Source organism: Ramlibacter henchirensis (assembly GCF_004682015.1).
GTDB classification, from domain to species: Bacteria; Pseudomonadota; Gammaproteobacteria; order Burkholderiales; family Burkholderiaceae_C; genus Ramlibacter; species Ramlibacter henchirensis.
Genome location: NZ_SMLM01000001.1, coordinates 190,737 through 216,388, shown reverse-complemented (window position 1 = coordinate 216,388; position 25,652 = coordinate 190,737). Strand labels below are relative to the sequence as shown.

Genomic DNA, 25,652 nt, shown 5'->3' with positions numbered 1-25,652 from the left:
GCAAGCGGCCTCACCTGCGCCCGAACGTCTGGGCCCAGTAGATGCCGCCCTCGCTGGCGGTGTTCACGGCGAAGGCCACGCCCATCTCGGTGAAGCGCGCCTCCATGATGTTGGAGCAGTGCTCCGGGCTTTTCAGCCACTCCTGCACCACGCGCTCGGGCGTGGTCTGGCCCATGGCCACGTTCTCGCCGACGCTGCGCCAGTTGTAGCCGGCCCGGCCGATCCGGTCGGCCGGCGAACTGCCGTCGCGGCCGTGGTGCTCGAGGTAGCCGAAGCGCGCCATCGACTGTGCGTGGACGGCGGCGGCCTGCGTGAGCTGGGCATTGAGCGCCAACGGCCCCGCCGGCGAGAACGACTCGCTGCCGCAGCGGCGCGGCTGCGAGCGGGCCTGGTTCACCAGGGCCAGCACCCGCTCGGCCACGCCGTTGGCCTCGGCCACGGCCGGCGGGTCGAACGGGACGGCCGCGATGATCCAGTACGAGTTCCCCGAGCGCTGCACGCCCACTTCGCGCAGCGCCGCGTCGCCCAGCGCGCGGCATTGCGAAGGCGCGAGCGCCTGCGCCACGGCCTGGGGCGAGCGGTAGCCGCTGAAGTTCCACTGGAAGCTGCGCTGGGCGCGGTAGCCGCTGCCCTGCAGCGCGCGCTCGAGCGATGCGCCCTGCGACAGCCGGCGCGCGGCATCGTCGAGCCGCGCGTTCGGCTTCAGCGGTGCAGGCGCGCCGCACTGCTGCCGCGCCCGACCCAGCGCCGCCAGCAGGTCGTCCTGCTGCGCGGTGGCCGCGCAGGCAGCCAGGCCCAGCGGCACGCACGCGAACAAGGCATGCCAACTCATTGGGCCAGCATAGGGTGGGCCGCAAGCCGGCTTTTGTCGGCCGCGTGCGCGTCCGCTTGAAGGCAGCTGGCGACGCACGGGACGAAGCCCGGCACGAAAGCCTGCGCGACTTCCGCAAGCTACTCCCCAAGTCTTGTGGTGGTGGTCGTGTTCTGGATCGCGTGGATCGCCGGGACCACCGTGGCCGCGCTACTGTTCGCGCTGATCGCGCCGCGCTGCGCGATCACGGTGTCCCCGCCTGGGGACACGCGCTTCGGTCACGGGCGCCAATGGGCTGTTGGACCGGGTGGATGCGCTGTGCTTCGGCGCACCGGTGTTCTTCCACTCGGTGCGCTGGTACTTCGGCGCCTGACGTCAGCCGGCGGTCAGCCGGTGATCACCAGCTGGTTGTCGACCGACTTCACGCCTTCGACCTTGCGGGCCACGTCGCCGGCCTTGCGCCACAGCTGCATGTTCTTCACTTCGCCGCGCAGGCGCACGTTGCCTTGCGTGGTGTCGACGTTGATCTTCAGCGCGCTCAGCTCGGGGTCGGCGGCCAGGGCGGCCTTCAGCTTGGTGCCGATCGTCGCGTCGTCGACCGCCTGGCCCGCGGTGCGCGTGCCGGTCGTGGTGTTGCCGCTGCCCATGCCGGCGCAACCGGCGAGGCCCAGGGCGATGAAGCAGGCGATGAGGATTTTGTTCATGAGTTCTCCTTCTTGGATGAAAGCGCAGGCCGTACTTTGCAGCCCTGCAACACGAGGGCCTGTAGGACACCGCCGTTAGAGCATACACGCGGCTGAGCCACCCCCTGCGCAGGTAGACTCGCCTCGCACATGCGCATCCTCGGCATCGACCCCGGCCTGCAGACCACCGGTTTCGGCGTGGTCGACGTGCAGGGATCATCGCTGCAGTACGTCGCCAGCGGCACCATCACCACGACCCATCTGGCGCGCGGCGACCTGCCGGCGCGGCTGAAGGTGCTGTTCGACGGCATCCGGCAGGTGCGTGACAGCTACCGGCCGGACGCCGCCGCGGTCGAGATCGTTTTCGTCAACACCAATCCGCAATCCACGCTGCTGTTGGGACAGGCGCGCGGCGCATGCGTCACCGCGCTGGTCGCCTGCGAACTCGCGGTCGCCGAATACACGGCCGTGCAGATGAAGCAGGCGATCGCCGGCCATGGCCGGGCCGCCAAGGCCCAGGTGCAGGAGATGGTCAAGCGGCTGCTGAAGCTGCCCGGCGTTCCGGGCGAGGACGCCGCCGATGCGCTGGGCCTGGCCATCACCCATGCCCATGCGGGGCAGTCGATGGCCCGCATCGCGCAGGCCACCCCGACCGCGCGCCGCACCAGCGGCATGTACCGGGCCGGGCGAACCTACTGATCGATCAGCCGTTCGGCGATCAGCACGGCGAAGAAGCCGAACGCGGCCACGAGGGTCCACTTGAGGGTAGCCAAGCCCATCCGCTTGTAGCGCGGCTGGCCCGTGTACGCGTACATGCCGAACAGGACGGCGGCGGCCAGCAGGAGCAGGAAGACCGCTGTGCGGACGACGGCCATCGCCGCCGCTACCAGGCGCGGGCGAGTTGCCCGAAGCCGGCGGGCGCCTGGCGCTCGTCCTCGAAGCTCACCACCTCCCACGCGTCCCGCTGGGCCAGGAGCGCGCGAAGCAGCTTGTTGTTCAGCGCGTGGCCGGAGCGGAAGGCGCTGTACGCGGCCAGCAGCGGCTTGCCCAGCAGGTACAGGTCGCCCATGGCGTCGAGGATCTTGTGCTTGACGAACTCGTCCTCGTAGCGCAGGCCTTCCGTGTTCAGGACGCGGTAGTCGTCCATCACGATCGCGTTGTCCATGCCGCCGCCCAGCGCCAGGCCGTTGGCCCGCATCATCTCCACGTCCTTGGTGAAGCCGAAGGTGCGGGCGCGGGCGATGTCGCGCTGGTAGTTGCCCTTGCCCAGGTCGAACTCGACGCGCTGGCCGGTGGAATCGACCACGCGGTGGTCGAAGTCGATCTCGAAACTGAGCTTGTAGCCGTGATAGGGCGACAGGCGCGCCCACTTGACCGCATCGCCCTCGCCTTCCCGCACTTCGACGGGCTTGAGCACGCGGATGAAGCGGCGCGGCGCGTTCTGTACCTCGATGCCCGCGCTTTGCAGCAGGAACACGAAGGACGATGACGAGCCGTCGAGGATGGGCACTTCCTCGGCCGTGATGTCGATGTAGAGGTTGTCCAGGCCCAGGCCGGCGCAGGCGGACATCAGGTGTTCGACCGTGTGCACCTTGACCGCGCCGTTGGAGATCGTGGAGGCGAGCCGGGTGTCCGTCACCGCTTCGGCCGACACCGGGATGTCCACGGGCTGCGGCAGGTCGGTGCGGCGGAACACGATGCCGCTGTCGGGCCGCGCAGGGCGCAGCGTGAGTTCCACCCGCTGGCCGCCGTGCAGGCCCACGCCCACCGCGCGGGTGAGGGTCTTGAGCGTGCGCTGGGCGAGCATGGAACGAATTTTAGAGGCGAGGGACGAGGGACGAGGGATGAGGGAGAAGTTCATTTAGCTATGCCACCCATTGATTGCAAAGGTCAACCGCGAGCGCATCCTCATCCCTCGCCCTCAATTGGCCAACACGAACTGCATCTGCGTTCCCGCCAGTTCCAGCACGTCGTGGTGGGCCAGCAGCACCGGGTCCTGTCGCAGCGGACGGCCATTGAGCTGGGGAACCTCCTCGCCGTCGAGGTGGGCCGCGTAGTAGCCGCTGGGCCGGTGCGCCACCACGATCACCGCCACGCCCGGCTTGCCGAAGGTGGACACGGCCTTGTTCACCGGCACCTCGAGGCCGGCGGAACTGCCCGTGAGCACGCGGAAGCTGGCATGCGCCGCGGCGGCCGGCTGCGACGGCGAGAACGCCATCGCCGCCGTCGCGCGGAAGCCCGAGTCGGCGCTGGCGGTCAGGAAGCGGATGCGGAAGCTCGAGATCGCGACCACGTCCTCGTCACGCAGCCTCTGCCGCTTGACGCGCTTGTTGTTGACGAAGGTGCCGTTGGTGCTGCCCAGGTCCTCGACGAACACGTCCGACAGGCGCTTGAGGTCGAAAGCGCAGTGCTGGCTGCTGATCGCGGGGTTCTGCAGCACGATGTCGTTCTCGGGCGCGCGGCCCAGCGTCGTGCGGTCCCTGGAGAGGTAGACCTGGCGAACCTCGACGCCTTCCACCGTGATGATCAACTGCGGCACGAATCCTCCTCGCAAACTCCATGCGGCGCTGACGCCGCACCCTCTCCGCAGGGGCACCGTCCGCGCGGAATAACATGCAGCGCGGACACCCCTTGAGCGAGGATCCGGCTTTGCCGGTCCTCGCTCAACCGTTCAGAACACGGCGAAAACGCGCAGCGTTTTCGTCGTGATCAATCGGCCTGCTTGCGCAGGAACGCGGGGATCTCGAAGTCGTCCATGCCGCCCGAAGACAGCGCGTCGACCTTCGCCGCGGCCTGCGTGCGGTTGGTGCGCCACACGCTGGGCACCGTCATGCCGCCGTAGTCCGGCTGCTGCGGGGCGCCCATGCCGCCCGTCTCGCGCGTGGCGATGGCGCCGGGGCCGGCGACGGCATGGTTCACCGTGGGCACGTTGAACGGCACGTTGTCGGTGCCGGTGCGCAGCACCTGCAGCGGAGGCGCCGTGCGGCGCTGCTGGCCCTGGCGCGACAGGCCGGTGGCCACCACCGTCACGCGCACCTCGTCGTCCAGGCTGTCGTCGTAGGCCGTGCCGTAGATGACGTGAGCGTCCGGCGAGGCGTAGGCGCGGATGGTGTTCATCGCCAGCTTGGACTCGGCCAGCTTCAGGCTGCCCTTGGCCGCGGTGATCAGCACCAGCACGCCCTTGGCGCCCGACAGGTCGATGCCGTCCAGCAGCGGGCAGGCCACGGCCTGTTCCGCCGCGATGCGCGCGCGGTCCGGGCCCGACGCGACCGCCGTGCCCATCATCGCCTTGCCCGGCTCGCCCATCACGGTGCGCACGTCCTCGAAGTCCACGTTGACGTGGCCCGGCACGTTGATGATTTCCGCGATGCCGCCCACCGCGTTCTTCAGCACATCGTTGGCGTGCGCGAACGCCTCGTCCTGCGTGATCTCGTCGCCCAGCACGTCGAGCAGCTTCTCGTTGAGCACCACGATCAGCGAGTCGACGTTGGCTTCCAGCTCCATCAGGCCCTGGTCGGCGTTCGTCATGCGGCGGCCGCCTTCCCAGTCGAACGGCTTGGTCACGACGCCCACGGTGAGGATGCCCATCTCCTTGGCGATGCGCGCGATCACCGGCGCCGCGCCCGTGCCGGTGCCGCCGCCCATGCCGGCGGTGATGAACAGCATGTGCGCGCCATCGATCGCGTCGCGGATGCTTTCAGCCGCGGCTTCGGCCGCGTCGCGCCCGCGGTCGGGCTTGCCGCCCGCGCCCAGCCCGTTGTTCCCCAGCTGGATCACCTTGTGCGCCGCGCTGCGCACCAGCGCCTGCGCGTCGGTGTTGGCGCAGATGAACTCCACGCCCTGGACCGCGCGCGAAATCATGTGCTCCACCGCGTTGCCGCCGCCGCCACCGACACCGATCACCTTGATCTGGGTGCCCAGGTGGAACTCCTCGACTTCGATCATTTCGATGCTCATTTGAATCTCCTGTACTTCGTTGCAGTTGCCACTTGCTGATTTGTTGGATGAGGGGTGAACGCTCATGAGGGCGGATCGGTGCACCGCCATCGCTCCCTTCGTCGCAAAGGCGGGCTGCCCCGCGCGAGCCAGCGTTTCATGGTGAACATCAGAAGTTCCCCACGATGAAATCCTTGAACCGCGAGAAAGCGGTCTTCATCGACCCGTTCTTCTGCGCGACCTTGTGCCCGCGCACGCGTGCCAGCCGCGCTTCCTCGAGCAGGCCCATGACGGTGGCCGCACGGGGCTGCGCCACCATGTCGGCCAGCGCGCCGGTGTACTGGGGCACGCCCCGGCGCACCGGCTTGAGGAAGATGTCTTCGCCGAGTTCGACCATGCCCGGCATCACGGCGCTGCCGCCGGTGATCACCACGCCGGAGGACAGCACCTCCTCGTAGCCGGACTCGCGCACCACCTGCTGCACCAGGGAGAAGATCTCCTCGACGCGCGGCTCGATCACGCCGGCCAGCGCCTGGCGCGACAGCATGCGCGGGCCACGGTCGCCCAGGCCCGGCACCTCGACCTGCTGCTCCGGGTCGGCCAGCAGCTGCTTGGCGTAGCCGCTCTCGACCTTGATGTCCTCGGCGTCCTTGGTGGGCGTGCGCAGCGCCATCGCGATGTCGCTGGTGATCAGGTCCCCGGCGATCGGGATCACCGACGTGTGGCGGATCGCACCGCCCGTGAAGATGGCGACGTCGGTGGTGCCGGCGCCGATGTCCACCAGCGCCACGCCCAGTTCCTTCTCGTCCTGCGTCAGGACGGCCTGGCTGGAGGCCAGCGGGTTGAGCATCAGCTGCTCGACCTCCAGCCCGCAGCGGCGCACGCACTTGATGATGTTCTCGGCCGCGCTCTGCGCGCCGGTGACGATGTGGACCTTGGCTTCGAGCCGGATGCCGCTCATGCCGATCGGCTCGCGCACGTCCTGCCCGTCGATCACGAACTCCTGCGGTTCGACCAGCAGCAGGCGCTGGTCGGTCGAGATGTTGATCGCGCGCGCCGTCTCCACCACGCGGGCCACGTCGGCCGGGGTCACCTCGCGGTCCTTCACCGCCACCATGCCGCTGGAGTTGATGCCGCGGATGTGGCTGCCCGTGATGCCGGTGTAGACGCGCGTGATCTTGCAGTCGGCCATCAGCTCGGCTTCCTTCAGCGCCTGCTGGATGCTCTGCACCGTGGCGTCGATGTTCACCACCACGCCGCGCTTCAGGCCGTTGGAGGGCGCCACGCCCAGCCCCGCCAGCTTGAGCTCGCCGCCCGGCAGGACCTCGGCCACCACCGCCATCACCTTGGCGGTGCCGATGTCCAGGCCGACGACGAGGTCCTTGTATTCCTTCGCCATGTTCCCGTTCCCCTATCCCTTCCTCGACTCGGCCGTCACCGTGCCGACGCCCCTCAACCGGATCGCAAAGCCGTCGCCGTAGCGCAGGTCGGCCGAGACCAGCGCCTCCGGCCGGCGCCCGTAGCGCGACGTCACCTGGGTCAGCGTCTGCGCGAAGCGCTGCACGCGCGGCAGCACTTCGGCGATGTCGCCGCGGCCCAGTTCGACGGTGGCGCCGGTGTCCAGCGACAGCTGCCAGCTGCCGCGCCCGGTCAGCACCAGCTCCTCGGCCGCCAGCTCCAGCGGCTCGAACAGCGGCGCGATCGCCCGGTACATCGCCAGCACCTGGGCCGCGTGGCCGTCCGGCCCCGCCAGCCGCGGCAAGCCATCGGCCTCCACATCGCCCGCGTTCGCTTCGAACAGTTCGCCGTGGCTGTTGACCATGCGCGAGCTGCCCTCGTCGCCCCAGAAAGCCACGGCCTCGTGCTCCTGCAGCACCACGCGCAGCCGGTTCGGGAACTCGCGCCGCACGATGGCCTGCCGCACCCAGGGCACGTCCTCGAATGCACGGCGCGCGGCGTCGAGATCGACGGTGAAGAAGTTGCCGCGCAGCCGGGGGGCCACGTTGGCGCGCACCGTCGCCACGTTGTTGTGCGTGACGTCGCCCTGCAGGCTGATGCCGCCCAGCGCGAACGCCGGGTGCCGCACCGCCCACCAGCACAGCGCCGCCAGCAGCAGCACGCCGAACGCCGCGAACAGCACCATGGCGGTGTTGTTCATCAGGCGCACGTCCAGCGGCGGCGGGGCGGCTTTTTTCTTCTTCATGCGCTCGCGCCCTCCCCGTTCGCCGTGCCGCGGGGCGTCTTGCGGCGCTCGACGCGCTCGTGGTCGAGCGCCGCCGACGCCAGCAGCTGCAGGCACAGCTCTTCGTAGCTGATGCCCGCCGCGCGCGCCGACATCGGCACCAGCGAGTGCCCGGTCATGCCGGGCGAGGTGTTGATCTCCAGCAGGTAGGGCTTGCGGGTGGCGCCGTCGATCATCACGTCGATGCGGCCCCAGCCGCGGCAGCCGAGCACCCGGTACGCCTTGACCACGAGTTCCTGGATCGCGGCCTCCTCGCCTTCGGGCAGGCCGCAGGGGACCAGGTACTTGGTGTCGTCGGTGAAGTACTTGTTCTGGTAGTCGTAGTTGCCCTCGGGCGCCACGATGCGGATGACCGGCAGCGCGCGCGCCGAATCGCCCGTGCCCAGCACCGGGCAGGTGACTTCGTCGCCGGCCACGAACTGCTCGCACAGGATGTCGCTGTCCAGCGCGGCGGCCGCTTCCACCGCGGCCTGGATCTCGGAGTAACCCTGCACCTTGGCCACGCCGATGGACGACCCCTCGCGGGCCGGTTTCACGATGAGCGGCAGGCCGAGTTCGTCGGGGATCGCGCGCACCTTCTCGCGGTCGAAAGCGCCGCGGCGCAGCAGTTGGTAGCGCGGGGTCGGGACGCCTTCGGCGATCCAGATCCGCTTGGTCATCACCTTGTCGATGGACACGCTGGAGGCCATGACGCCCGAGCCGGTGTAGGGGATGCCCAGCAGTTCCAGCGCGCCCTGCACCGTGCCGTCCTCGCCGAAGCGGCCGTGCAGCGCGATGAAGCAGCGCTTGAAGCCCTTGCGCTTGAGCTCGCCGATGTCGCGCTGGGCCGGGTCGAACGCATGCGCGTTCACGCCCCTGGACTGCAGCGCCTTGAGCACGCCGGCGCCCGACATGAGCGACACCTCGCGCTCGGCCGACTTGCCGCCCATCAGGACGGCGACCTTGCCGACGGACTTGGGGTCGATGGTGCTCATGCGATGTCCCTTGCATGCGGACTGCCGTACGCAGAAAACGCAGAAAGGACGCAGAAAAGAAGCGAGGAAGAATCCATGAAGATTTCCGCGCTTTCTGCGTTCTTTCCGAGCTTTCTGCGTACCGGATTTCCTGCGGCCTTCATGCAGCCCCCCCTGCTTCCACCAGCCGCGCCGGCACGCCGCCGATCGAGCCGGCGCCCATGCACATCACGACGTCGCCGTCGCGAACCATGTCCAGGATGGCCTGCGGCATCGCGCCGATCTCGTCGACGAACAGGGGCTCCACCTTGCCGGCCACGCGAACGGCGCGGGCCAGCGAGCGGCCGTCGGCCGCGACGATGGGCGCCTCGCCCGCGGCGTAGACCTCGGCCAGCAGCACGGCGTCGGCCTGGCCCATCACCTTGACGAAATCCTCGAAGCAGTCGCGCGTGCGCGTGTAGCGGTGCGGCTGGAAGGCCAGCACGAGGCGGCGGCCCGGGAAAGCGCCGCGCGCTGCGGACAGCGTGGCGGCGATCTCCACCGGGTGGTGGCCGTAGTCCTCGATGACCGTGAAGCGCCCGCCGCCGTTGGCCGCCGGCACCTTCACGTCGCCGTAGCCCTGGAAGCGCCGGCCGACGCCGCGGAATTCGGCGAACGCCTTCTGGACTGCGGCATCCGGCACGTTCAGCTCCACCGCTACTGCGATGGCGGACAGTGCATTGAGCACGTTGTGGTGGCCCGGGAGGTTCAGCTTCACCGGCAGGTCGGGCAAGGTGATGCCGTTGCGGCGCTGGGCCGTGAAATGCATCTGGGCGCCGACCGCGCGGATGTTCACCGCGCGAACCTGCGCGTCCTCGCTCACGCCGTAGCTGGTGATCGGGCACTGCACGTCCGGCACGATGGCGCGCACCGCGGGATCGTCGACGCAGAGGATCGCCGTGCCGTAGAACGGCATGCGGTGCAGGAAGTCGAGGAAGGCGCCCTGCAGCCGGCCGAAGTCCTGGCCGTAGGTCTCCATGTGGTCGGCGTCGATGTTGGTGACGACCGCCATCACCGGCATCAGGTTCAGGAAGGAGGCGTCGGATTCGTCGGCCTCGACCACGATGTAGTCGCCCGCCCCCAGCTTGGCGTTGGCGCCCGCGCTGTTCAGGCGGCCGCCGATGACGAACGTGGGATCCAGGCCCCCTTCGGCGAGCACGCTGGCCACGAGGCTGGTCGTCGTCGTCTTGCCGTGCGTGCCGGCGATGGCGATGCCCTGCTTCAGGCGCATCAGCTCGGCCAGCATCATGGCGCGCGGCACCACCGGGATCTTCTTCTCGCGCGCGGCGACCACCTCGGGGTTGTCGGCCTGCACGGCGGTGGACGTGACCACCGCGTCGGCGCCCGCGATGTGCGAAGCCTGGTGGCCGATGCAGGTCTTGATGCCCAGGCCCTGCAGGCGGCGCAGCGTGGCGCTGTCCGACAGGTCGGAGCCGGAGATCGTGTAGCCCAGGTTGCGCAGCACTTCGGCGATGCCGGACATGCCGGCGCCCCCGAGGCCCACGAAGTGGATGTGTTTGACGGCGTGTTTCATGCCTTCGCGAGCTCCTCGCAGGCTTGCACCATGTCGGCCGTGGCGCTGGTGCGCGCCACTTTCTGCGCGGCTTGCGCCTTGCGCAGCAGTTCGGTCCGGTCGATGCCTTGGATCAGTCGGGCCAGGCCCTCGGGCGTGAGGTCGCGCTGCTGGATCAGCCAGCCGCCTCCCGCGTCGACGATGAACCTGGCGTTGGTGGTCTGGTGGTCGTCCACCGCATGCGGAAACGGCACGTACACCGCCGCGGCGCCGACGGCCGCGATCTCGGTGACGGTGCTCGCGCCGGCACGGCAGATCACCAGGTCGGCTTCAGCGAAGCCTTCGGCCGTGTCTTCGATGAAGGGCGTGAGTTCGGCGTGCACGCCGGCGGCGGCGTAGTTGGCGTGCAGTTCGTCGATCTGTTTTGCGCCGCTCTGGTGCAGCACGTAGGGGCGCTGCTCGGGCGGCATGAGCGCGAGCGCCTTGGGCACGATCTCGTTCAGCGCCTTGGCGCCGAGGCTGCCGCCCACCACCAGCACCTTCAGCGGACCGGTGCGGCCGGCAAAGCGCTCTTCGGGCGAGGGCTGCTGCAGGAAACCTGTGCGCAGCGGGTTGCCGATCCAGCGGCCCTTGGACATCACCTTCGGGAAGGCGGTGAACACGCGGTCGGCCACTTCGGCCAGCACGCGGTTGGACATGCCGGCGATCGAGTTCTGTTCGTGCAGCACCAGCGGCTTGCCCAGCAGCACGGACATCATTCCCGCGGGGAAGGTGATGTAGCCGCCCAGGCCGATCACCACGTCGGGACGCACGCGCCGCACCACGCGGATGCTTTGCCAGAAGGCGCGCAGCAGCCGCAGCGGCAGCAGCGCCAGCGTGACCGGCCCTTTGCCGCGCACGCCGCCGAAGTCGATGGTCTCCAGCGTGAATCCGCGCGGCGGCACCAGCCGGCTTTCCATGCTGCCGGGTGCGCCCAGCCAGTGCACGCGCCAGCCGCGCTCGCGCAGCGCTTCGGCCACGGCGAGTCCCGGGAAGATGTGGCCGCCCGTTCCGCCAGCCATCACGAGCGCCACGCGCCCTTCACGCTGCGAGGCGGCGGGGGCGGGCTCGCCATGGCTCGGCTCCGCGCCGCCCTGCGGCGGCACGGCGTCCTTGGCCAGCATGAGTCCGGTGATCATCTGGAGCGCCCTCCCCGCATGAGGACGCGGTTCTCGTAGTCGATGCGCAGGACGACCGCGATCGCGACCAGGTTCATCAGGATCGCGGAACCGCCATAGCTCATGAGCGGCAGCGTCAGGCCCTTGGTCGGCAGCGCGCCGAGGTTCACGCCCATGTTGATGAAGGCCTGGAACCCGATCCACAGGCCGATGCCCTGCGCCACCAGCCCGGCGAACACGCGGTCCAGCGCCACGGCCTGCCGTCCGATATGCATGATGCGGCGCGTCATCCAGAGGAAGCAGAGGATGACGGCCAGCACGCCGACGAGGCCGAACTCCTCCCCGATCACGGCCAGCAGGAAATCGGTGTGGGCCTCGGGCAGCCAGTGCAGCTTCTCCACGCTGCCGCCGAGGCCCACACCGAAGATCTCGCCGCGGCCGATGGCGATCAGCGAATGTGACAGCTGGTAGCCCTTGCCGAGCGCGTGCGCTTCGCTGAACGGGTCGAGGTACGCGAAGATGCGCTCGCGGCGCCACTCCGACAGCGCGATCATGAGCACGAACGCCACCACGATCACGGCCGCGATCAGGAAGAACATGCGGGCGTTGACGCCGCCCAGGAACAGGATGCCCATGGCGATGACGGCGATCACCATGAAGGCGCCCATGTCGGGTTCGGCCAGCAGCAGCACGCCGACAACCGCGACCGCGCCGGCCATCGGCAGCACCGCGCGGAAGAACCGCTCCTTCACGTCCATCTTGCGGACCATGTAGTCGGCGGCGTACAGCAGCACGGCGAACTTGGCCAGCTCCGAGGGCTGGAAACTCATCGCACCCAGGCTGATCCAGCGGCGCGCGCCGTTCACGCCCTTGCCGACGTGCGGGATGAGCACCACGATCAGCAGGGCGAGGGAGGCGACGAACAGCCACGGGGCCGCCTTCTCCCACGTGCCCACCGGCACCTGGAACGCGATCAGCGCGATGACGAAACCCAGAACCAGCGACAGCAGGTGGCGCACGAGGAAATGCGTGTGCGCGTAGCGCGCGAACTTCGGGTTGTCCGGCAGCGCGATCGAGGCCGAATACACCATCACCAGCCCGAACGCGAGGAGGGCCACCGTGACCCAGAACAGCGGCTGGTCGAAGGCCTGCACGCGCGATGGCGCCGCACGGCCCGGATACCTTTCGCGGCTACCGCCGCCGAACCAGCCGCCCACGCGCGACACCAGCGCGTTCATGCCTCACCTCCCAGCTGCACGCCGGCTTCGTCGGCCAGCGCCTGCACGGCGGCGCGGAACACCTCGGCCCGGTGCGGGTAGTTGCGGAACATGTCGAAGCTGGCGCAGGCGGGCGACATCAGCACCGCGTCGCCGGCATGGGCGCGCTCGGCGCACAGGCGCACAGCGTCTTCCATCGAGCCGGCGTCCAGCAGCGGCACGCCGGTGTTTTCCAGCGCCGCGCGGATGCGCGGGCCATCGCGCCCGATCAACACCGCGGCGCGGGCGAAGCGCGCCACGGGCTCGGCCAGGGGCGAGAAGTCCTGGCCCTTGCCGTCGCCGCCGAGGATCACGACCAGCTTGCGGTCCGCGCCGAGGCCCGACAACGCGGCCACCGTGGCGCCGACGTTGGTGCCCTTGCTGTCGTCGAAGTACTCGACATCGTTCAGCACGCCGACCGATTCGACCCGGTGCGGCTCGCCCCGGTATTCCCGCAGGCCGTAGAGCATGGGCGCGAGCTGAGCGCCGGCGGCCGTGGCCAGGGCCAGCGCCGCGAGCGCGTTCACTGCGTTGTGGCGGCCGCGGATGCGCAGCGCGTCGGCGGGCATCAGGCGCTGGATGTGCAGTTCCTCTTGCTCGCCGCGGCGCTTCTTCTGCGTCTCGTCCGCTTCCAGCGCGCGCACCAGCCACGCCATGCCGTTGACCACCTCGATGCCGAAGTCGCCCGGGCGCTGCGGCATGTCGGCGCCGAACGTGACGTGGTCGCGCTGTTCCATCCGCCCGCCCTTGAGCCGCACGGGCGCGGGCAGCATGCGCATCACCAGCGGATCTTCGCGGTTGAGCACCATCAGCGATCGCGCGCCGAAGATGCGCGCCTTGGCGGCGCCATACGCGTCCATGCTGCCGTGCCAGTCCAGGTGGTCCTGGGTGACGTTGAGCACCGCGGCGGCCGTGGGTTCGAAGCCTTCGACGCCTTCGAGCTGGAAGCTGGAGAGCTCCAGCACCCAGGCCTGCGACAGCGACTGCGCCTGCGTCTTCGCGGCGAGCGTGTCGAGCAATGTCGGGCCGATGTTGCCGGCGACGGCCACCGTGCGGCCGGAGCGCTCGACCAGTTGCCCGGTGAGCGAGGTCACGGTCGTCTTGCCGTTGGTGCCGGTGACGGCCAGCACCGCGGGCGCATAGCCTTGCTCGTGGCGCAGCCTGGCGAGGCCGCGCATGAAGAGCGTCAGCTCGCCGGACATCGCCATGCCGCGCGCGGCGAGGGCGCCGGCCAGCGGCTCCACCTGCGCGGGCGAAAGGCCGGGGCTGCGGTACACGGCCTCGACGCCGTCGAGCAGCGATTCGGAAAAGGCGCCGGACACGAACCGGGCTTCGGGAAATTCCTGGCGCAGCGCCTCCAGCCCCGGCGGCTGCTCGCGCGTGTCGGCCACCGTGACCTGCGCGCCCTCGCGCGCGCACCAGCGGGCCATCGCCAGGCCCGACTCGCCGAGGCCCAGCACCAACACCGAGTCCGGAAACGCCGGAAAGGGCTGCGGGGCCGCGGGCGGCCCGGCCTGAGGCACGACAGGCTCCTGCTCGCCCGAACCTTGCACGGGCGCGAAATCCTCCATCGGCTCGTCCGCCGACGGCGCGCCGTTCGGCTCGTCGGGGGGTTGGAGGTCGTCGTATCCGGTCGCCACGATCACCTCAGCTTCAGCGTCGTCAGGCCCGCCAGGCACAGCAGCATGGTGATGATCCAGAAGCGCACCACGACCTGGGTCTCGGTCCAGCCGCTCTTCTCGAAGTGGTGGTGCAGCGGCGCCATCTTCAGGATGCGCCGGCCCTCGCCGAAGCGCCTGCGCGTGTACTTGAAGTACGCGACCTGCGCCATCACCGACAGGGCCTCGACCACGAACACGCCGCCCATGATGGCCAGCACGATCTCCTGCCGCACGATCACGGCGATCGTGCCCAGCGCGCCGCCGAGCGCCAGCGCGCCGACGTCGCCCATGAACACCTGCGCGGGATGGGTGTTGAACCACAGGAACGCCAGACCGGCGCCCGCCATCGCGGCGCAGAAGATCAGCAGCTCGCCGGAGCCGGGGATGTGCGGGAAGAACAGGTAGCGCGAATACATTGCGCTGCCCGTGACGTAGGCGAAGACGCCCAGCGCGGAACCCACCATCACCACCGGCATGATGGCCAGCCCGTCGAGGCCGTCGGTGAGGTTGACCGCGTTGCTGGACCCCACGATCACCACGTAGGTGAGGAACACGAAGCCGAACACGCCCAGCGGATAGCTCACTTCCTTGAAGAAGGGCACCAGCAGGCCGGCCTTGGGGGGCAGGTTCACGTCGAAGCCGGAGCGCACCCACTGGAAGAACAGTTCCACCACGCGGACGTTGTTGCTCTCCGAGATGCTGAACACCAGGTACAGCGCGGCGATCAGGCCGATGACCGACTGCCAGAAGTACTTCTCTCGCGAGCGCATGCCTTCCGGGTCCTTGTTGACCACCTTTCGCCAGTCGTCGGCCCAGCCGATCATCCCGAAGCCCAGCGTGACCACCAGCACGATCCAGACGAACCGGTTCGACAGGTCGAACCACAGGAGCGTGGCGATCGCGATCGACATCAGCACCAGCACGCCGCCCATGGTGGGCGTGCCCTTCTTGGACAGGTGCGTCTGCATCGCGTAGTCGCGCACCGGCTGGCCGATCTTCAGCTCGGTCAGGCGGCGGATCACCCACGGGCCGGCGACGAGGCCGATCAGCAGCGCCGTCATGGCCGCCATCACGGCGCGGAAGGTGATGTACTGGAACACGCGCAGGAAGCCGAACTCCGGACTGAGCCCCTGCAGCCACACGGCCAGGCTAAGCAGCATCGCCGTTGTCTCCTCGTTGTCGTTGTTGTGCCTGCTGCTGGATGGCCTCGACCACCCGCTCCATCTTCATGAAGCGCGAGCCCTTGACCAGCACGCTGGCGCTGGCCGGCAGCGCTTCGATCACGGCAGCATTGAGGGCGCCGATGTCGTCGAAGTGCTTGCCGCTCATCGCAGTCGATTGCTCGCCCAGCGTGTAGAGCCGCTCGATGCCGCGTTCGCGCGCGTAGCGGCCCACCTCGGTATGGAACTGCGGCCCCTGGTCGCCGACCTCGCCCATGTCGCCCAGCACCAGCAGGCGCGGCCCGGGCAGTTCGGCCAGCACGTCGATCGCGGCGCGCACCGAATCGGGATTGGCGTTGTAGGTGTCGTCCACCAGCGTGAGCGTGCGGCTCCCCACCTGGACGGCCTGCGCGCGCGAGCGGCCCTTCACCGGCTCGAAGGCAGCCAGGCCGGCCTGGATGGAAGGCAGCGGAACGCCCGCGGCCAGGGCGCACGCGGCCGCTGCCAGCGCATTGCGCACGTTATGGCGGCCGGCGATATGGAGTCGGAAGTCCAGCGGGCCGGCGGGCGTCTTTGCCCGTACCGTCCACCGGCCCTCAAGCCATTCAGACCCGGCCAGAACGAGGTCGGCGCCGCTGCCCGCGTCGCCGAAAGTGAGGCAGGCGCGGCCGCCTGCGAGTCGTGTCCACAGCGCGCTGTACTCGTCGCTCGCCGGGAACACGGCGGTGCCGGTGCGATCGAGCGAATCGAACACCGCGGCGTTCTCGCGCGCCACGGCTTCCACCGTGGCCATGAACTCCTGGTGCTCGCGCTGGGCGTTGTTGACCAGCGCGACGGTCGGTTGCGCGACATCGGCCAGGTACGCGATCTCGCCCGGGTGGTTCATCCCGAGCTCCACCACCGCGACGCGGTGCTCCGCGCGCAGGCGCAGCAGCGTGAGCGGAAGGCCGATGTCGTTGTTGAAGTTGCCCTGCGTGGCCAGGTGGTTCTGCGGCTGCCAGGCGCGCAGGATGGAGGCGACCATCTGCGTGACGGTCGTCTTGCCGTTGCTGCCCGTGACGGCCACGAGCGGCAGCCGGAACTGCTGGCGCCATGCGCGCGCGAGCTTGCCGAGCGCCGCCTTGCTGTCGTCGACCTCGACGCCCGGCAGCCCGCCCGGCAGTCGGCCGGGCTGCGCGATGGCGGCCACGGCGCCCTGGGCGCGCGCCTCGGAGAGGAAGTCGTTGGCGTCGAAACGCTCGCCCCGGATGGCGACGAACAGGTCGCCGGGCTGCAGGGTGCGGCTGTCGGAGTGCACCCGCTCGAACTGCACGTCGCCGTCACCGATCAGGCGGCCGCCGGTCCATTGGGCCACTTGGGACAGGGTCGTCATGCTCATGCCCTCGCCTCCAGCGCCTTGCGCGCATGCACGCGGTCGTCGAACGGGTGCTTGACGCCCGCGACCTCCTGGTACGTCTCGTGGCCCTTGCCGGCGAGCAGGACCACGTCCTGGGGTGCGGCAGCGGCCACCGTCTCGGCGATGGCCTGCGCGCGGTCGGCCTGCACTTCGACGCTGGCGTGGTGCGTGAGGCCGAGAAGGATCTGGCTGATGATGACCTCGGGTTTCTCGCTGCGCGGGTTGTCGCTGGTGACCACGACGCGGTCGGCATTCTTCTCGGCGACCGCCGCCATCACCGGACGCTTGGTCGGATCGCGGTCGCCGCCGCAGCCGAACACGCACCACAGGCGCCCCTGGCGCTGCTCGGCGAGCGGCCGCAGGGCCAGCAGCGCCTTGTCCAGCGCGTCCGGCGTGTGCGCGTAGTCCACCGCCACCAGGGGCTGGCCCGGGTGCTGCAGGCACTCCATGCGCCCCGGCACCGGCATCAGTCCACAGCAGGCGCGCGCCGCGTCCGCGAGGGAGACGCCGAGGGTGCGCATCGTCGCGATCACGCCCAGCAGGTTGGCGACATTGAACTGGCCGATCAGGCCCGTCGTGACGCCGTGACGCTCCTCGCCTTCCGCGACGGTGAAGCGCAGCCCCTGGGGGCCGTAACCGATGTCGACCGCTTGCAAGCGGGCCTCGCGCTCGCAGGAGACGGACCACAGGTCCAGGCCGCTGCCCTGCATGTCGGCCAGCAGTTCGGCGCCCTTGAGGTCTTCGATGTTCACCACCGCGGCGCGCAGGCCCGGCCAACGGAACAGCTCCGACTTGGCCGCCCAGTACGAGTCCATCGTGCCGTGGTAGTCCAGGTGGTCCTGCGTGAAATTGGTGAACACCGCCACGGCGATGCGCGTGCCGTCCAGACGGCGCTCGACCAGGCCGATGGAGGAGGCCTCGATCGCGCAGGCCTTCAGGCCCTGGTCGGCGAAGCGGCGGAGCTCGGACTGCAGCAGCACCGGGTCGGGCGTGGTGAGGCCGCTCGATTCGAGGTGCGGCGGACGGCCCGTGCCCAGCGTGCCGATCACCGCGCACGGCCAGGCATCGCCTTCGAGCTGCGACAGCGCCTGCGCCAGCCACCACGCGGTGGACGTCTTGCCGTTGGTGCCGGTCACGGCCAGCACCTGCAGTTGCCCGCTGGGATGGCTGAAATACTCGGCGGCGATCGGGCCGGTGGCCGCCTTCAGCTGCGCATAGGTGGCGACGGACTCGTCCCGGAAAGCGAACGCTTCGACGCCCTCGTGCTCGACCAGGCATGCGGCCGCGCCGTTCGCGAGCGCGGAGCCCACGTGCTTGCGGCCGTCGGTCGCGGCGCCCGGCCAGGCTATGAAGCCGTCGCCGGCGCGCACGCGGCGGCTGTCGCAGCTGAGCGAGCCGCGCACGCGGCCGCGCAGCCAGCGAGCGGCTTCCTCGGGCGTGCGCAGCTGCTGCATCAGAACGACTCCTCCACGGCGTCGACCACGACCTGCGGCTTGACGTTCATGTCGGGCTGCACGCCCAGCATGCGCAGCGTCTGCTGCACGGTGGCGCTGAACACCGGCGCGGCGACGTCGCCGCCGAAGTACTTGCCCCCGCTGGGCTCGTCGATCATCACGGCCACCACGATGCGAGGCTGCTCGATCGGCGCCATGCCGACGAAGAAGCCGCGGTACTTCTTGTCGGCGTAGCCGCGGCCTTCCTGCTTGTGCGCGGTGCCGGTCTTGCCGCCCACCGAGTAGCCCATGGCCTGCGCCTTGGGCGCCGTGCCGCCGGGGCCGGTGGCCATGTGCAGCATCTTGCGCACCGCCTGCGCGTGGCCGGGGTCGAGCACGCGCAAACCTGCGGCCGGGCCCTGCGCCTTGAGCATCGTCACGGGCACCAGCTCGCCGTCGCGAGCGAACACGCTGTAGGCACGCGCCAGCTGGAACAGGCTGGCGGACAGGCCGTAGCCGTAGCTCATGGTCGCCTGCTCGATCGGCTTCCACGTCTTGGCGGGACGCAGCCGGCCGCTCACGGAACCGGGGAAAGGCACCTGCGGCTTCTGGCCGAAGCCGACCTGCGTGTACAGCTCCCACATGTCGCGCGGCGCCATCTGCATGGCCATCTTCACCGTGCCGACGTTGCTCGACTTCTGGATCACCTGGCTGACGGTGAGCACGCCATGCGGGTGCGCGTCGGTGATCGTGGATCCGCCGATGGAGATGCGGCCCGGCGCGGTCTGGATCGGCGTGTCGGGGCGCACCAGGCCTTTTTCCAGCGCCAGCGCCGCGACGAAGGGCTTCATCGTCGAGCCCGGCTCGAAGGTGTCGGTGAGCGCGCGGTTGCGAAGCTGGGCGCCGGTGAGGTTCTGGCGCCTGGCGGGCGAGTAGCTCGGGTAGTTGGCCAGCGCCAGCACCTCGCCGGTCTGCACGTCCAGCACCACCACGCTGCCCGCCTTGGCCTTGTGCTCGGCCACCGCGTCGCGCAGCTTCTGCCAGGCGAAGAACTGCACCTTGCTGTCGATCGACAGCTGCAGGTCGCGGCCGTCCACCGGCGGCACCTGCTGGCCCACGTCCTCGACGATGCGGCCGAGGCGGTCCTTGATCACGCGCCGCGAGCCGGGCCGGCCGGCCAGGTCGTCGTGGAACGCGAGTTCCATCCCTTCCTGTCCCCGGTCCTCCACGTTGGTGAAGCCGACCACGTGCGCGGCGGACTCGCCCTCGGGGTACTGGCGCTTGTATTCCTTGCGCTGGTAGATGCCCTTGAGGCCGAGCGCCGAAACCTGCTGCGCCACGGATTCCTCGACCTGGCGCTTGAGCCAGACGAACGTCTTGTCCTCGTCTTCCAGCTTCTTCCCGAGTTCGGCCGGCGTCATCTCCAGCAGGCGCGCCAGTTGCGCGAGCTTGACCTTGTCCCGCTCGATGTCCTCGGGGATCGCCCAGATGCTGGGCGTCGGCACGCTGGTGGCCAGCAGCAGGCCGTTGCGATCCAGGATGCGGCCGCGATTTGCCGGCAGTTCGAGGGTGCGAGCGAACCGCACTTCACCTTGGCGACGGAAGAAGTCGTTGCCCAGCACCTGCACCCACGCGGCGCGGCCGGCCAGCACCGCGAAGCCGAGCGCGAGCCCGGCCACGATGAACTTGCTGCGCCAGACCGGCGTCTTGCTCGCCAGCAGCGGGCTGGAGGTGTAGAGCACGCTCCGGGTCATGGCTGCACCCTCCCGTCCGGCGAGACGTACTGGGTGATGGCCGGCGTGGCCGGCCGCATCTGCAGCTGGTCCTTGGCCAGGCGCTCGACACGCAGCGGCGTGGCCTGGGCGCGCTTTTCCACCTGCAGGCGTTCGTGCTCGATCTCCAGCCGCCGGGCGTCGCCCTGCGCGCGCTCGATCTCCGTGTAGAGCCGGCGCGACTCGTACTGCACCTGCACCAGGTGCATGGCGCTGAGGAGGACGGCGAGCAGGAGGACGAGGTTGAGGCGGGTCACGCTTGCGTCCTCTCGGCAACCCGCAGGATCGCGCTGCGCGCGCGAGGATTCGCGGCCACTTCTTGCGCCGACGGCTTGATGCGATCCAGCGCGCGCAGCTTCATCGCACGCGGCGCGGCGAAAGGCACGCGGCGGTCGACCACCTCGCGCGAATGCTTCGCGATGAACTGCTTGACGATGCGGTCTTCCAGCGAATGGAAGCTGATCACCACGAGCCGTCCCTGTGGTTGCAGGATGTCCAAGGCGGCCCCTAGCGCTTCCTGCAGCTCTTCAAGCTCGGCGTTGATGAAAATCCGAAGAGCCTGAAATGTGCGCGTTGCAGGATCCTGGCCCGGCTCGCGGGTTTTGACCGCGCCAGCCACGAGGTGGGCCAGCTCGGCGGTGGTTGAAACAGGGCCCCGTTCCTGTCGGCGAGCGACAAGCGCCTTTGCAATCTGAACAGCAAACCGTTCTTCGCCGTAGTCACGAATCACCTCCGCGATCTGGCCCTGCTCGGCCGTTGCCAACCACTGCGCCACGCTCTGCCCCCGCGTGGGATCCATGCGCATGTCCAGCGGCCCGTCGGCGCGGAACGAGAAACCGCGCGCCGGGTTGTCGATCTGCGGCGAACTCACGCCCAGGTCCAGCAGCACGCCCGCGACGCTCGCCGGCGGCAGCGCGGCGATCGACGTGAAGGCTTCGTGCCGGATGGAAAAGCGCGGGTCCGCGATGCGTGACGCTTCGGCCACGGCTTCCGGGTCCTTGTCGAAGGCGATGAGGCGCCCCTGCGGCGCCAGCTTCGAGAGCAGCAGGCGCGAATGCCCGCCGCGGCCGAACGTGGCGTCGACGTAGGTTGCATCCGGCCTGGTGATCAGCGCTTCGATCGCTTCGGTCAACAGGACGGTGGTGTGTTGCCATTGGGTGTCCACCGCCTGCGATCAGAAAGAGAAGTCCTTGAAGACGTCGGGCATCTGGCCGCGCATTGCCTCGGCCTCCTTGGCCTCGTACGTGGCCTTGTCCCAAAGTTCGAAGTGGTTGCCCATGCCCAGCAGCATGGTTTCGCGCTCGATGCCGGCGGCGGCGCGCAGCTCAGGAGAGACGAGAACGCGTCCGGTGCCATCGAGCTCGACGTCCATCGCGTTGCCCAGGAAGATTCTCTTCCACCACTGCGCGTCCATCGGTAACGCTGCGATACGGGCGCGAAATTGTTCCCACTCGGGTCGCGGGAAGATCATCAGGCACCCATGCGGATGCTTCGTGATCGTCAGCTGGTTGCCGGCAGTCGCGGACAGCACGTCGCGGTGCCGGGTCGGCACGGAGAGCCGACCCTTGGCATCGAGACTGACCGACGAAGCGCCCTGGAACACGGCTGAGCCTGCTTTGGTGGAAACCGGTGCGACGTGGGCTGCGAAGGCAGCTTTCACCACTTAATTGCACTTTTTTCCACTGTAGCAGGAAAACTCGGCTGTGCAAGACTTCTCGCGTGCGAAATTTCCAATGAAATCAAGGACTTAGAGGCGATTCTGGCAGCTCTTCGGCAGCCAAAAGTGCTCTAAATCAACGACTTAGCGGTGCGACTGAAAGTGGAACATGAAGCCCAGCGGGCTTTGTCAAAGGATGTACCGCGAGAGATCTTCGTTGCGGCTGAGCTCGCCCAGCCGTGCATCGACATACGCAGCGTCGATGTTCACGGTTTGCCCGCCCAGGCGCGCTGCCTCGAAGCTCACCTCATCCAGCAGGCGCTCCATCACCGTCGCGAGCCGCCGCGCGCCGATGTTCTCGGTGCGCTCGTTGACGTCGTAGGCGATGTTCGCCAGCCGCGTGATGCCTTCGGGCGTGAAGGCGAGCTGCACGCCTTCGGTGGCGAGCAGCGCCTGGTACTGCTTGACGAGCGAAGCGTGCGTGCTGGTGAGGATGGCTTCGAAGTCCTGCACCGAGAGCGACTGCAGCTCGACGCGGATCGGCAGCCGGCCTTGCAGCTCGGGGATCAGGTCGCTGGGCTTGGAGAGATGAAACGCGCCGCTCGCGATGAACAGGATGTGGTCGGTGCGCACGGGCCCGTATTTGGTGGAGACGGTCGTGCCCTCCACCAGCGGCAGCAGGTCGCGCTGCACGCCTTGGCGGGAGACATCGGCGCCGGCGTGCTCACTGCGTGAAGCCACCTTGTCGATCTCGTCGATGAACACGATGCCGTTCTGCTCGGCGTTGTGGATCGCCTGGGCCTTGATCTCGTCCTCGTTGACCAACCGCGCGGACTCCTCTTCCACCAGCAGCTTCATCGCTTCGGCGATCTTCAGCTTGCGCGTCTTGCGCCGCTGCCCGCCGAATTGCGAGAACAGGCCGCGCAGCTGCTCGGTCATCTCCTCCATGCCGGCAGGGCCCATCACTTCGAGCTGCGGCCGCGCCTCGGCGACGTCGATCTCGATCTCCTTGTCGTCCAGCTGGTTCTCGCGCAGCTTCTTGCGGAACGACTGGCGCGCCGCGCTGTCGGCGGAGACACCGGGGATCAGCACGTCCAGCACCCGGTCCTCGGCCGCGTCCTCCGCGCGGGTGCGCACCTTTCGCATCTCGGCCACGCGCGTCTGCTTGACGGCGATCTCGGCCAGGTCGCGCACGATCGAGTCCACGTCCTTGCCGACGTAGCCGACCTCGGTGAACTTCGTCGCTTCGACTTTGATGAAGGGCGCATCGGCCAGCCTGGCCAGGCGCCGCGCGATCTCGGTCTTGCCCACGCCGGTGGGGCCAATCATGAGGATGTTCTTGGGCGTGATCTCCGGGCGGAGCTTCTCGTCGACCTGCTGGCGGCGCCAGCGGTTGCGCAACGCGATGGCCACGGCCCGCTTCGCCTCGGCCTGCCCGACGATGTGGCGGTCCAGCTCGGACACGATCTCCTGGGGCGTCATGCTGCTCACTCGAGCACCTCGATCGTGTGGTTCATGTTCGTGTAGATGCACAGCTCGCCCGCGATTTCGAGCGACTTCTTGACGATGTCGCGAGCGCCAAAGTCGGTGTTCTCCAGCAGAGCGCGCGCCGCGGCCTGCGCATACGAGCCGCCCGAGCCGATGGCGATGATCCCCTGCTCCGGCTCGAGCACGTCGCCGTTGCCGGTGATGATCAGGGACGACTCTCGGTCGGCCACCGCCAGCATCGCTTCCAGCCGGCGCAGCACGCGGTCGGTGCGCCAGTCCTTGGTGAGTTCGATCGCCGAGCGCACCAGGTGGCCCTGGTGCTTTTCCAGCTTGCCTTCGAAACGCTCGAACAGCGTGAAGGCGTCGGCCGTGGCGCCGGCGAATCCGGCGAGCACCTTGTCGTGGTAGAGCCTGCGCACCTTGCGGGCCGAGCCCTTGACGACGACGTTGCCCAGGGTCACCTGGCCATCGCCCCCGATCGCCACCTGCCAGCGGCCGTCCGGCATCTTGCGCCGCACGCTGACGATGGTCGTGCCGTGAAATTGTTCCATCGGCGGCAAATGGGGCCGCTGCACCCGAATGCAAGCGGGACGTTCAGTCGCGCCGGGCGATGACGCGCGAGTGCTCGCTGATGCCGATGACGTTGTAGAACGCGGCGACGAGGCGGTGCACTTCGACGAACTGGACCTGCCGGCCCTCGTGCTGCCGCGCGCTCACCCAGTTGAGCAGCGTGCCGGCCGCGGTGAAGTCGATGCGGATGAGGCGCGCACACGAGATCACCATGATGTCGGCGCCGACCAGCTTGCTGTCGAGCATGTCGATGGCGTCCTTGGCATCGCCGAGGATCTGCCCAGCGAGTTCCACCGTCGCCACCTGCGCCATCTGCGACGAGAGCCCGGCCGCCTGCGTGTCGCCGAAGCCGATGTTGGAGCTCAGCGAGTCGCGGAACGCCTCGCCGATGATGGTGTGGCCCGCCACCGCGCTGCCATCGGCCTGCAGCGGCTTGTAGTCGCATCGCGCGCTCTCCCACGAGGGCGGAGAGACCTCGTAGGTCACGCAGTAGTCCAGCGCGACCAGCTCGAACTCGTCGGGCCGGTGCATGACGCGCAGCACCTCCATGCGCAGGCGCCACCAGGCGGGATTCACGCCCTTGTCGCCCGACGGCGTGGCGGCGCGCAGCAGGTTCTCGAGATTTTCCGCGCCGATGAAGCGCAGCTGCACCGGTTGCGTCGCCCACTGCGTGAACAGGCGCGTGAGGCCTTCGAGCGCCGGCTCTTCGATCGTCACCAGCTTGGTCCACGACAGCCGCCACGGCTGCGGGAAGCGGGCCAGCGCGGCGTTGAGCGCGGCCAAGGTCTGCGTGCCCAGGCTCGAGGGGCAGGTCCAGTCCGCCGAGAAGGCGCCGCCACTGGCGGGCGACGCGGCGGCGCCCATCCTGCCCACCGCCTCGGGCAGCGAGATCCACTGCGGCGCCGAGCGGCCGAAGCGGCCGGCGAATTCGATGGCCACGCTCTCGAAGCGATCCTGCTGCCCGGTGGCGCGGTACAGGTCGAACAGCGTCAGCCACGTCTCGTCGTGGTCGATGCGCGAGCCGCCCGGGCGCAGCACTTCCATCAGGCCGGCTTCGGCTCCGGCGTCATCGCCGTTGGCGAAGCGGATGGCGGCTTCTTCCAGTTCGGGGTCGTGCGCGAATTCCTCGACGTCGACCGCGGCCAGCTTGGAGGACGAGAAGCCGCCACTGGGTGGGACGGATTCGGCGGGCGCGCCGGTTCCCGGAGCCGCGACGGGCCGAGCGGCCGCCGGCGCGGGTGGCTTGACGGGCGCACGCACCGCAGCGGCGGGGACCACTGAAGGTGCACGCGCGGCGGGGGGCGCGGCAGCCGGAACATCCCACTCGAGCGCGTCGAGGACCGGCGGCGCGGCCTTCGGCTGCGCGGGGGCCGGCGTCGCCAGTGGCATCGGTTCGGTGCGCTGCTGGAAGTGGTTGAGCGCTGCAGGTGCCGCCGCCGGCCGCACGGGCGCAGGTTGCGGGCGCGGCACGCCGCCGTGCTCCGTTGCGACCGGGGCGCGACTGGACTCGGGCGGCACGCTGGAGGTGGGAAAGGCGCTGCTGCCGGTGCGCACGGCCTCGGCGCCATGCTTGGTCTTCCACCACTGCATGGACATCTGCGCCTCGATCTCGTCGATCTTCTTGAGCGTGCTGGCGCGGTCGTCCGGCTTGGACGGCATAGAGCTCTGGAAGAACGAGGGGCGCGCCGCCGGGTCCTGGCCCGCCATCACCTCGCTGCGGCGCATCTTGCGGAGCATGTCGAACTCGCGCTTGCGGACGAAGTCGTTGCGCCGCTTGCGCTCGATCATCTCCTTGAGCATCTGCTTGGAGTAGTTGCTCTCCTGCTCGGAATCGGGCGCGCCCTCCGACCAGCTCGATGCCGGGTTGCGGACGAACTTGACGACCTTGGAAAGGATTCCGGAGCTCTCGTCCTTGGGCATGGTCT

Annotated in this window: 24 protein-coding genes and 1 pseudogene; 2 read left to right on the top strand and 23 right to left on the bottom strand. The window is 69.1% G+C overall.

Features of this window, described 5'->3' with window-relative positions:
* Positions 1 to 10 precede the first annotated feature (10 nt).
* Positions 11 to 832, bottom strand: coding sequence for a CAP domain-containing protein (locus EZ313_RS01075; protein ID WP_135261378.1), 822 nt, complete (start codon positions 830 to 832; stop codon positions 11 to 13).
* A gap of 206 nt (positions 833 to 1,038) precedes the next feature.
* Here EZ313_RS01075 and EZ313_RS23525 point away from each other — a divergent pair.
* A pseudogene (locus tag EZ313_RS23525) lies at positions 1,039 to 1,184 on the top strand (phosphatidate cytidylyltransferase); the annotation flags it as partial.
* Between the two features lie 13 nt (positions 1,185 to 1,197).
* Here EZ313_RS23525 and EZ313_RS01070 read toward each other — a convergent pair.
* Positions 1,198 to 1,515 (bottom strand): BON domain-containing protein, encoded by a 318-nt coding sequence (locus EZ313_RS01070; RefSeq protein WP_135261377.1) that lies wholly within the window; start codon positions 1,513 to 1,515, stop codon positions 1,198 to 1,200.
* Between the two features lie 129 nt (positions 1,516 to 1,644).
* Between EZ313_RS01070 and ruvC the strand changes: the two genes are divergently transcribed.
* Positions 1,645 to 2,193 (top strand): crossover junction endodeoxyribonuclease RuvC, encoded by a 549-nt coding sequence (gene ruvC / locus EZ313_RS01065; protein WP_135261376.1) that lies wholly within the window; start codon positions 1,645 to 1,647, stop codon positions 2,191 to 2,193.
* Here ruvC and EZ313_RS01060 read toward each other — a convergent pair.
* The 21 genes from EZ313_RS01060 to EZ313_RS00960 all read right to left on the bottom strand — a co-directional run bounded on the left by EZ313_RS01060 (position 2,187) and on the right by EZ313_RS00960 (position 25,647).
* Complete coding sequence (locus tag EZ313_RS01060) at positions 2,187 to 2,369, bottom strand: hypothetical protein (RefSeq protein ID WP_135261375.1); 183 nt, start codon at positions 2,367 to 2,369, stop codon at positions 2,187 to 2,189. The genes ruvC and EZ313_RS01060 overlap by 7 nt on opposite strands.
* An 8-nt stretch (positions 2,370 to 2,377) precedes the next feature.
* Positions 2,378 to 3,301, bottom strand: a complete 924-nt coding sequence (lpxC, locus tag EZ313_RS01055; protein WP_135261374.1) for a UDP-3-O-acyl-N-acetylglucosamine deacetylase — start codon at positions 3,299 to 3,301, stop codon at positions 2,378 to 2,380.
* Between the two features lie 114 nt (positions 3,302 to 3,415).
* On the bottom strand, positions 3,416 to 4,033 hold the full coding sequence (locus EZ313_RS01050) for an FHA domain-containing protein (RefSeq protein ID WP_135261373.1): 618 nt from the start codon (positions 4,031 to 4,033) through the stop codon (positions 3,416 to 3,418).
* A 170-nt stretch (positions 4,034 to 4,203) separates the two neighbouring features.
* On the bottom strand, positions 4,204 to 5,451 hold the full coding sequence (gene ftsZ / locus EZ313_RS01045; protein ID WP_135261372.1) for a cell division protein FtsZ: 1,248 nt from the start codon (positions 5,449 to 5,451) through the stop codon (positions 4,204 to 4,206).
* Between the two features lie 148 nt (positions 5,452 to 5,599).
* Complete coding sequence (gene ftsA / locus EZ313_RS01040) at positions 5,600 to 6,829, bottom strand: cell division protein FtsA (protein WP_135261371.1); 1,230 nt, start codon at positions 6,827 to 6,829, stop codon at positions 5,600 to 5,602.
* A 12-nt stretch (positions 6,830 to 6,841) separates the two neighbouring features.
* Positions 6,842 to 7,633: a cell division protein FtsQ/DivIB gene (locus EZ313_RS01035; protein ID WP_135261370.1), complete on the bottom strand. Its 792-nt coding sequence runs from the start codon at positions 7,631 to 7,633 to the stop codon at positions 6,842 to 6,844.
* Complete coding sequence (locus EZ313_RS01030; protein WP_135261369.1) at positions 7,630 to 8,646, bottom strand: D-alanine--D-alanine ligase; 1,017 nt, start codon at positions 8,644 to 8,646, stop codon at positions 7,630 to 7,632. The genes EZ313_RS01035 and EZ313_RS01030 overlap by 4 nt, the downstream gene beginning before the upstream one ends.
* A gap of 139 nt (positions 8,647 to 8,785) precedes the next feature.
* Positions 8,786 to 10,198 carry a UDP-N-acetylmuramate--L-alanine ligase gene (gene murC / locus EZ313_RS01025; RefSeq protein WP_135261368.1) on the bottom strand — a complete coding sequence of 471 codons (1,413 nt, stop codon included), beginning with the start codon at positions 10,196 to 10,198 and terminating at the stop codon, positions 8,786 to 8,788.
* On the bottom strand, positions 10,195 to 11,238 hold the full coding sequence (gene murG / locus EZ313_RS01020; RefSeq protein WP_240788603.1) for an undecaprenyldiphospho-muramoylpentapeptide beta-N-acetylglucosaminyltransferase: 1,044 nt from the start codon (positions 11,236 to 11,238) through the stop codon (positions 10,195 to 10,197). Before murG ends, murC begins: the two co-directional genes overlap by 4 nt.
* A gap of 113 nt (positions 11,239 to 11,351) precedes the next feature.
* Positions 11,352 to 12,572, bottom strand: coding sequence for a putative lipid II flippase FtsW (gene ftsW, locus EZ313_RS01015; protein ID WP_135261367.1), 1,221 nt, complete (start codon positions 12,570 to 12,572; stop codon positions 11,352 to 11,354).
* On the bottom strand, positions 12,569 to 14,161 hold the full coding sequence (gene murD / locus EZ313_RS01010; protein WP_135263515.1) for a UDP-N-acetylmuramoyl-L-alanine--D-glutamate ligase: 1,593 nt from the start codon (positions 14,159 to 14,161) through the stop codon (positions 12,569 to 12,571). Before murD ends, ftsW begins: the two co-directional genes overlap by 4 nt.
* Positions 14,162 to 14,232: 71 nt before the next feature.
* Positions 14,233 to 15,411: a phospho-N-acetylmuramoyl-pentapeptide-transferase gene (gene mraY, locus EZ313_RS01005; RefSeq protein WP_135261366.1), complete on the bottom strand. Its 1,179-nt coding sequence runs from the start codon at positions 15,409 to 15,411 to the stop codon at positions 14,233 to 14,235.
* Positions 15,401 to 16,783 (bottom strand): UDP-N-acetylmuramoyl-tripeptide--D-alanyl-D-alanine ligase, encoded by a 1,383-nt coding sequence (locus EZ313_RS01000; protein ID WP_135263516.1) that lies wholly within the window; start codon positions 16,781 to 16,783, stop codon positions 15,401 to 15,403. The genes mraY and EZ313_RS01000 overlap by 11 nt, the downstream gene beginning before the upstream one ends.
* Before the next feature lie 2 nt (positions 16,784 to 16,785).
* On the bottom strand, positions 16,786 to 18,261 hold the full coding sequence (locus EZ313_RS00995) for a UDP-N-acetylmuramoyl-L-alanyl-D-glutamate--2,6-diaminopimelate ligase (protein ID WP_135261365.1): 1,476 nt from the start codon (positions 18,259 to 18,261) through the stop codon (positions 16,786 to 16,788).
* On the bottom strand, positions 18,261 to 19,994 hold the full coding sequence (locus tag EZ313_RS00990; protein WP_135261364.1) for a peptidoglycan D,D-transpeptidase FtsI family protein: 1,734 nt from the start codon (positions 19,992 to 19,994) through the stop codon (positions 18,261 to 18,263). Before EZ313_RS00990 ends, EZ313_RS00995 begins: the two co-directional genes overlap by 1 nt.
* On the bottom strand, positions 19,991 to 20,269 hold the full coding sequence (gene ftsL, locus EZ313_RS00985; RefSeq protein ID WP_135261363.1) for a cell division protein FtsL: 279 nt from the start codon (positions 20,267 to 20,269) through the stop codon (positions 19,991 to 19,993). The genes EZ313_RS00990 and ftsL overlap by 4 nt, the downstream gene beginning before the upstream one ends.
* Positions 20,266 to 21,177 (bottom strand): 16S rRNA (cytosine(1402)-N(4))-methyltransferase RsmH, encoded by a 912-nt coding sequence (gene rsmH, locus EZ313_RS00980; protein ID WP_135261362.1) that lies wholly within the window; start codon positions 21,175 to 21,177, stop codon positions 20,266 to 20,268. Before rsmH ends, ftsL begins: the two co-directional genes overlap by 4 nt.
* A 9-nt stretch (positions 21,178 to 21,186) precedes the next feature.
* The gene (gene mraZ, locus EZ313_RS00975) at positions 21,187 to 21,615 is read right to left on the bottom strand and encodes a division/cell wall cluster transcriptional repressor MraZ (RefSeq protein WP_135263514.1); all 429 of its coding nucleotides are present in this window, start codon (positions 21,613 to 21,615) and stop codon (positions 21,187 to 21,189) included.
* Positions 21,616 to 21,858: 243 nt separating this feature from the next.
* Complete coding sequence (gene hslU / locus EZ313_RS00970) at positions 21,859 to 23,160, bottom strand: ATP-dependent protease ATPase subunit HslU (RefSeq protein WP_135261361.1); 1,302 nt, start codon at positions 23,158 to 23,160, stop codon at positions 21,859 to 21,861.
* Positions 23,157 to 23,708: an ATP-dependent protease subunit HslV gene (hslV, locus tag EZ313_RS00965; protein ID WP_135261360.1), complete on the bottom strand. Its 552-nt coding sequence runs from the start codon at positions 23,706 to 23,708 to the stop codon at positions 23,157 to 23,159. Before hslV ends, hslU begins: the two co-directional genes overlap by 4 nt.
* A 43-nt stretch (positions 23,709 to 23,751) precedes the next feature.
* Positions 23,752 to 25,647: an STAS domain-containing protein gene (locus tag EZ313_RS00960; protein WP_135261359.1), complete on the bottom strand. Its 1,896-nt coding sequence runs from the start codon at positions 25,645 to 25,647 to the stop codon at positions 23,752 to 23,754.
* Between the last annotated feature and the right edge of the window lie 5 nt (positions 25,648 to 25,652).

Excerpts from the sequence above, each read along its gene's own strand:
- ftsA (WP_135261371.1), bottom strand. The coding sequence starts at position 6,829 with ATGGCGAAGGAATACAAGGACCTCGTCGTCGGCCTGGACATCGGCACC.
- EZ313_RS01030 (WP_135261369.1), bottom strand. The coding sequence starts at position 8,646 with ATGAGCACCATCGACCCCAAGTCCGTCGGCAAGGTCGCCGTCCTGATG.
- EZ313_RS01070 (WP_135261377.1), bottom strand. The coding sequence starts at position 1,515 with ATGAACAAAATCCTCATCGCCTGCTTCATCGCCCTGGGCCTCGCCGGT.
- EZ313_RS00960 (WP_135261359.1), bottom strand. The coding sequence starts at position 25,647 with ATGCCCAAGGACGAGAGCTCCGGAATCCTTTCCAAGGTCGTCAAGTTC.
- mraY (WP_135261366.1), bottom strand. The coding sequence starts at position 15,411 with ATGCTGCTTAGCCTGGCCGTGTGGCTGCAGGGGCTCAGTCCGGAGTTC.
- EZ313_RS00990 (WP_135261364.1), bottom strand. The coding sequence starts at position 19,994 with ATGACCCGGAGCGTGCTCTACACCTCCAGCCCGCTGCTGGCGAGCAAG.
- murD (WP_135263515.1), bottom strand. The coding sequence starts at position 14,161 with ATGGAGGATTTCGCGCCCGTGCAAGGTTCGGGCGAGCAGGAGCCTGTC.
- hslV (WP_135261360.1), bottom strand. The coding sequence starts at position 23,708 with ATGGAACAATTTCACGGCACGACCATCGTCAGCGTGCGGCGCAAGATG.
- EZ313_RS00995 (WP_135261365.1), bottom strand. The coding sequence starts at position 18,261 with ATGCAGCAGCTGCGCACGCCCGAGGAAGCCGCTCGCTGGCTGCGCGGC.
- ftsW (WP_135261367.1), bottom strand. The coding sequence starts at position 12,572 with ATGAACGCGCTGGTGTCGCGCGTGGGCGGCTGGTTCGGCGGCGGTAGC.
- EZ313_RS01060 (WP_135261375.1), bottom strand. The coding sequence starts at position 2,369 with ATGGCCGTCGTCCGCACAGCGGTCTTCCTGCTCCTGCTGGCCGCCGCC.
- ruvC (WP_135261376.1), top strand. The coding sequence starts at position 1,645 with ATGCGCATCCTCGGCATCGACCCCGGCCTGCAGACCACCGGTTTCGGC.
- murG (WP_240788603.1), bottom strand. The coding sequence starts at position 11,238 with ATGGCTGGCGGAACGGGCGGCCACATCTTCCCGGGACTCGCCGTGGCC.
- murC (WP_135261368.1), bottom strand. The coding sequence starts at position 10,198 with ATGAAACACGCCGTCAAACACATCCACTTCGTGGGCCTCGGGGGCGCC.
- lpxC (WP_135261374.1), bottom strand. The coding sequence starts at position 3,301 with ATGCTCGCCCAGCGCACGCTCAAGACCCTCACCCGCGCGGTGGGCGTG.
- EZ313_RS01000 (WP_135263516.1), bottom strand. The coding sequence starts at position 16,783 with ATGACGACCCTGTCCCAAGTGGCCCAATGGACCGGCGGCCGCCTGATC.
- ftsZ (WP_135261372.1), bottom strand. The coding sequence starts at position 5,451 with ATGAGCATCGAAATGATCGAAGTCGAGGAGTTCCACCTGGGCACCCAG.
- EZ313_RS01035 (WP_135261370.1), bottom strand. The coding sequence starts at position 7,633 with ATGAAGAAGAAAAAAGCCGCCCCGCCGCCGCTGGACGTGCGCCTGATG.
- EZ313_RS01075 (WP_135261378.1), bottom strand. The coding sequence starts at position 832 with ATGAGTTGGCATGCCTTGTTCGCGTGCGTGCCGCTGGGCCTGGCTGCC.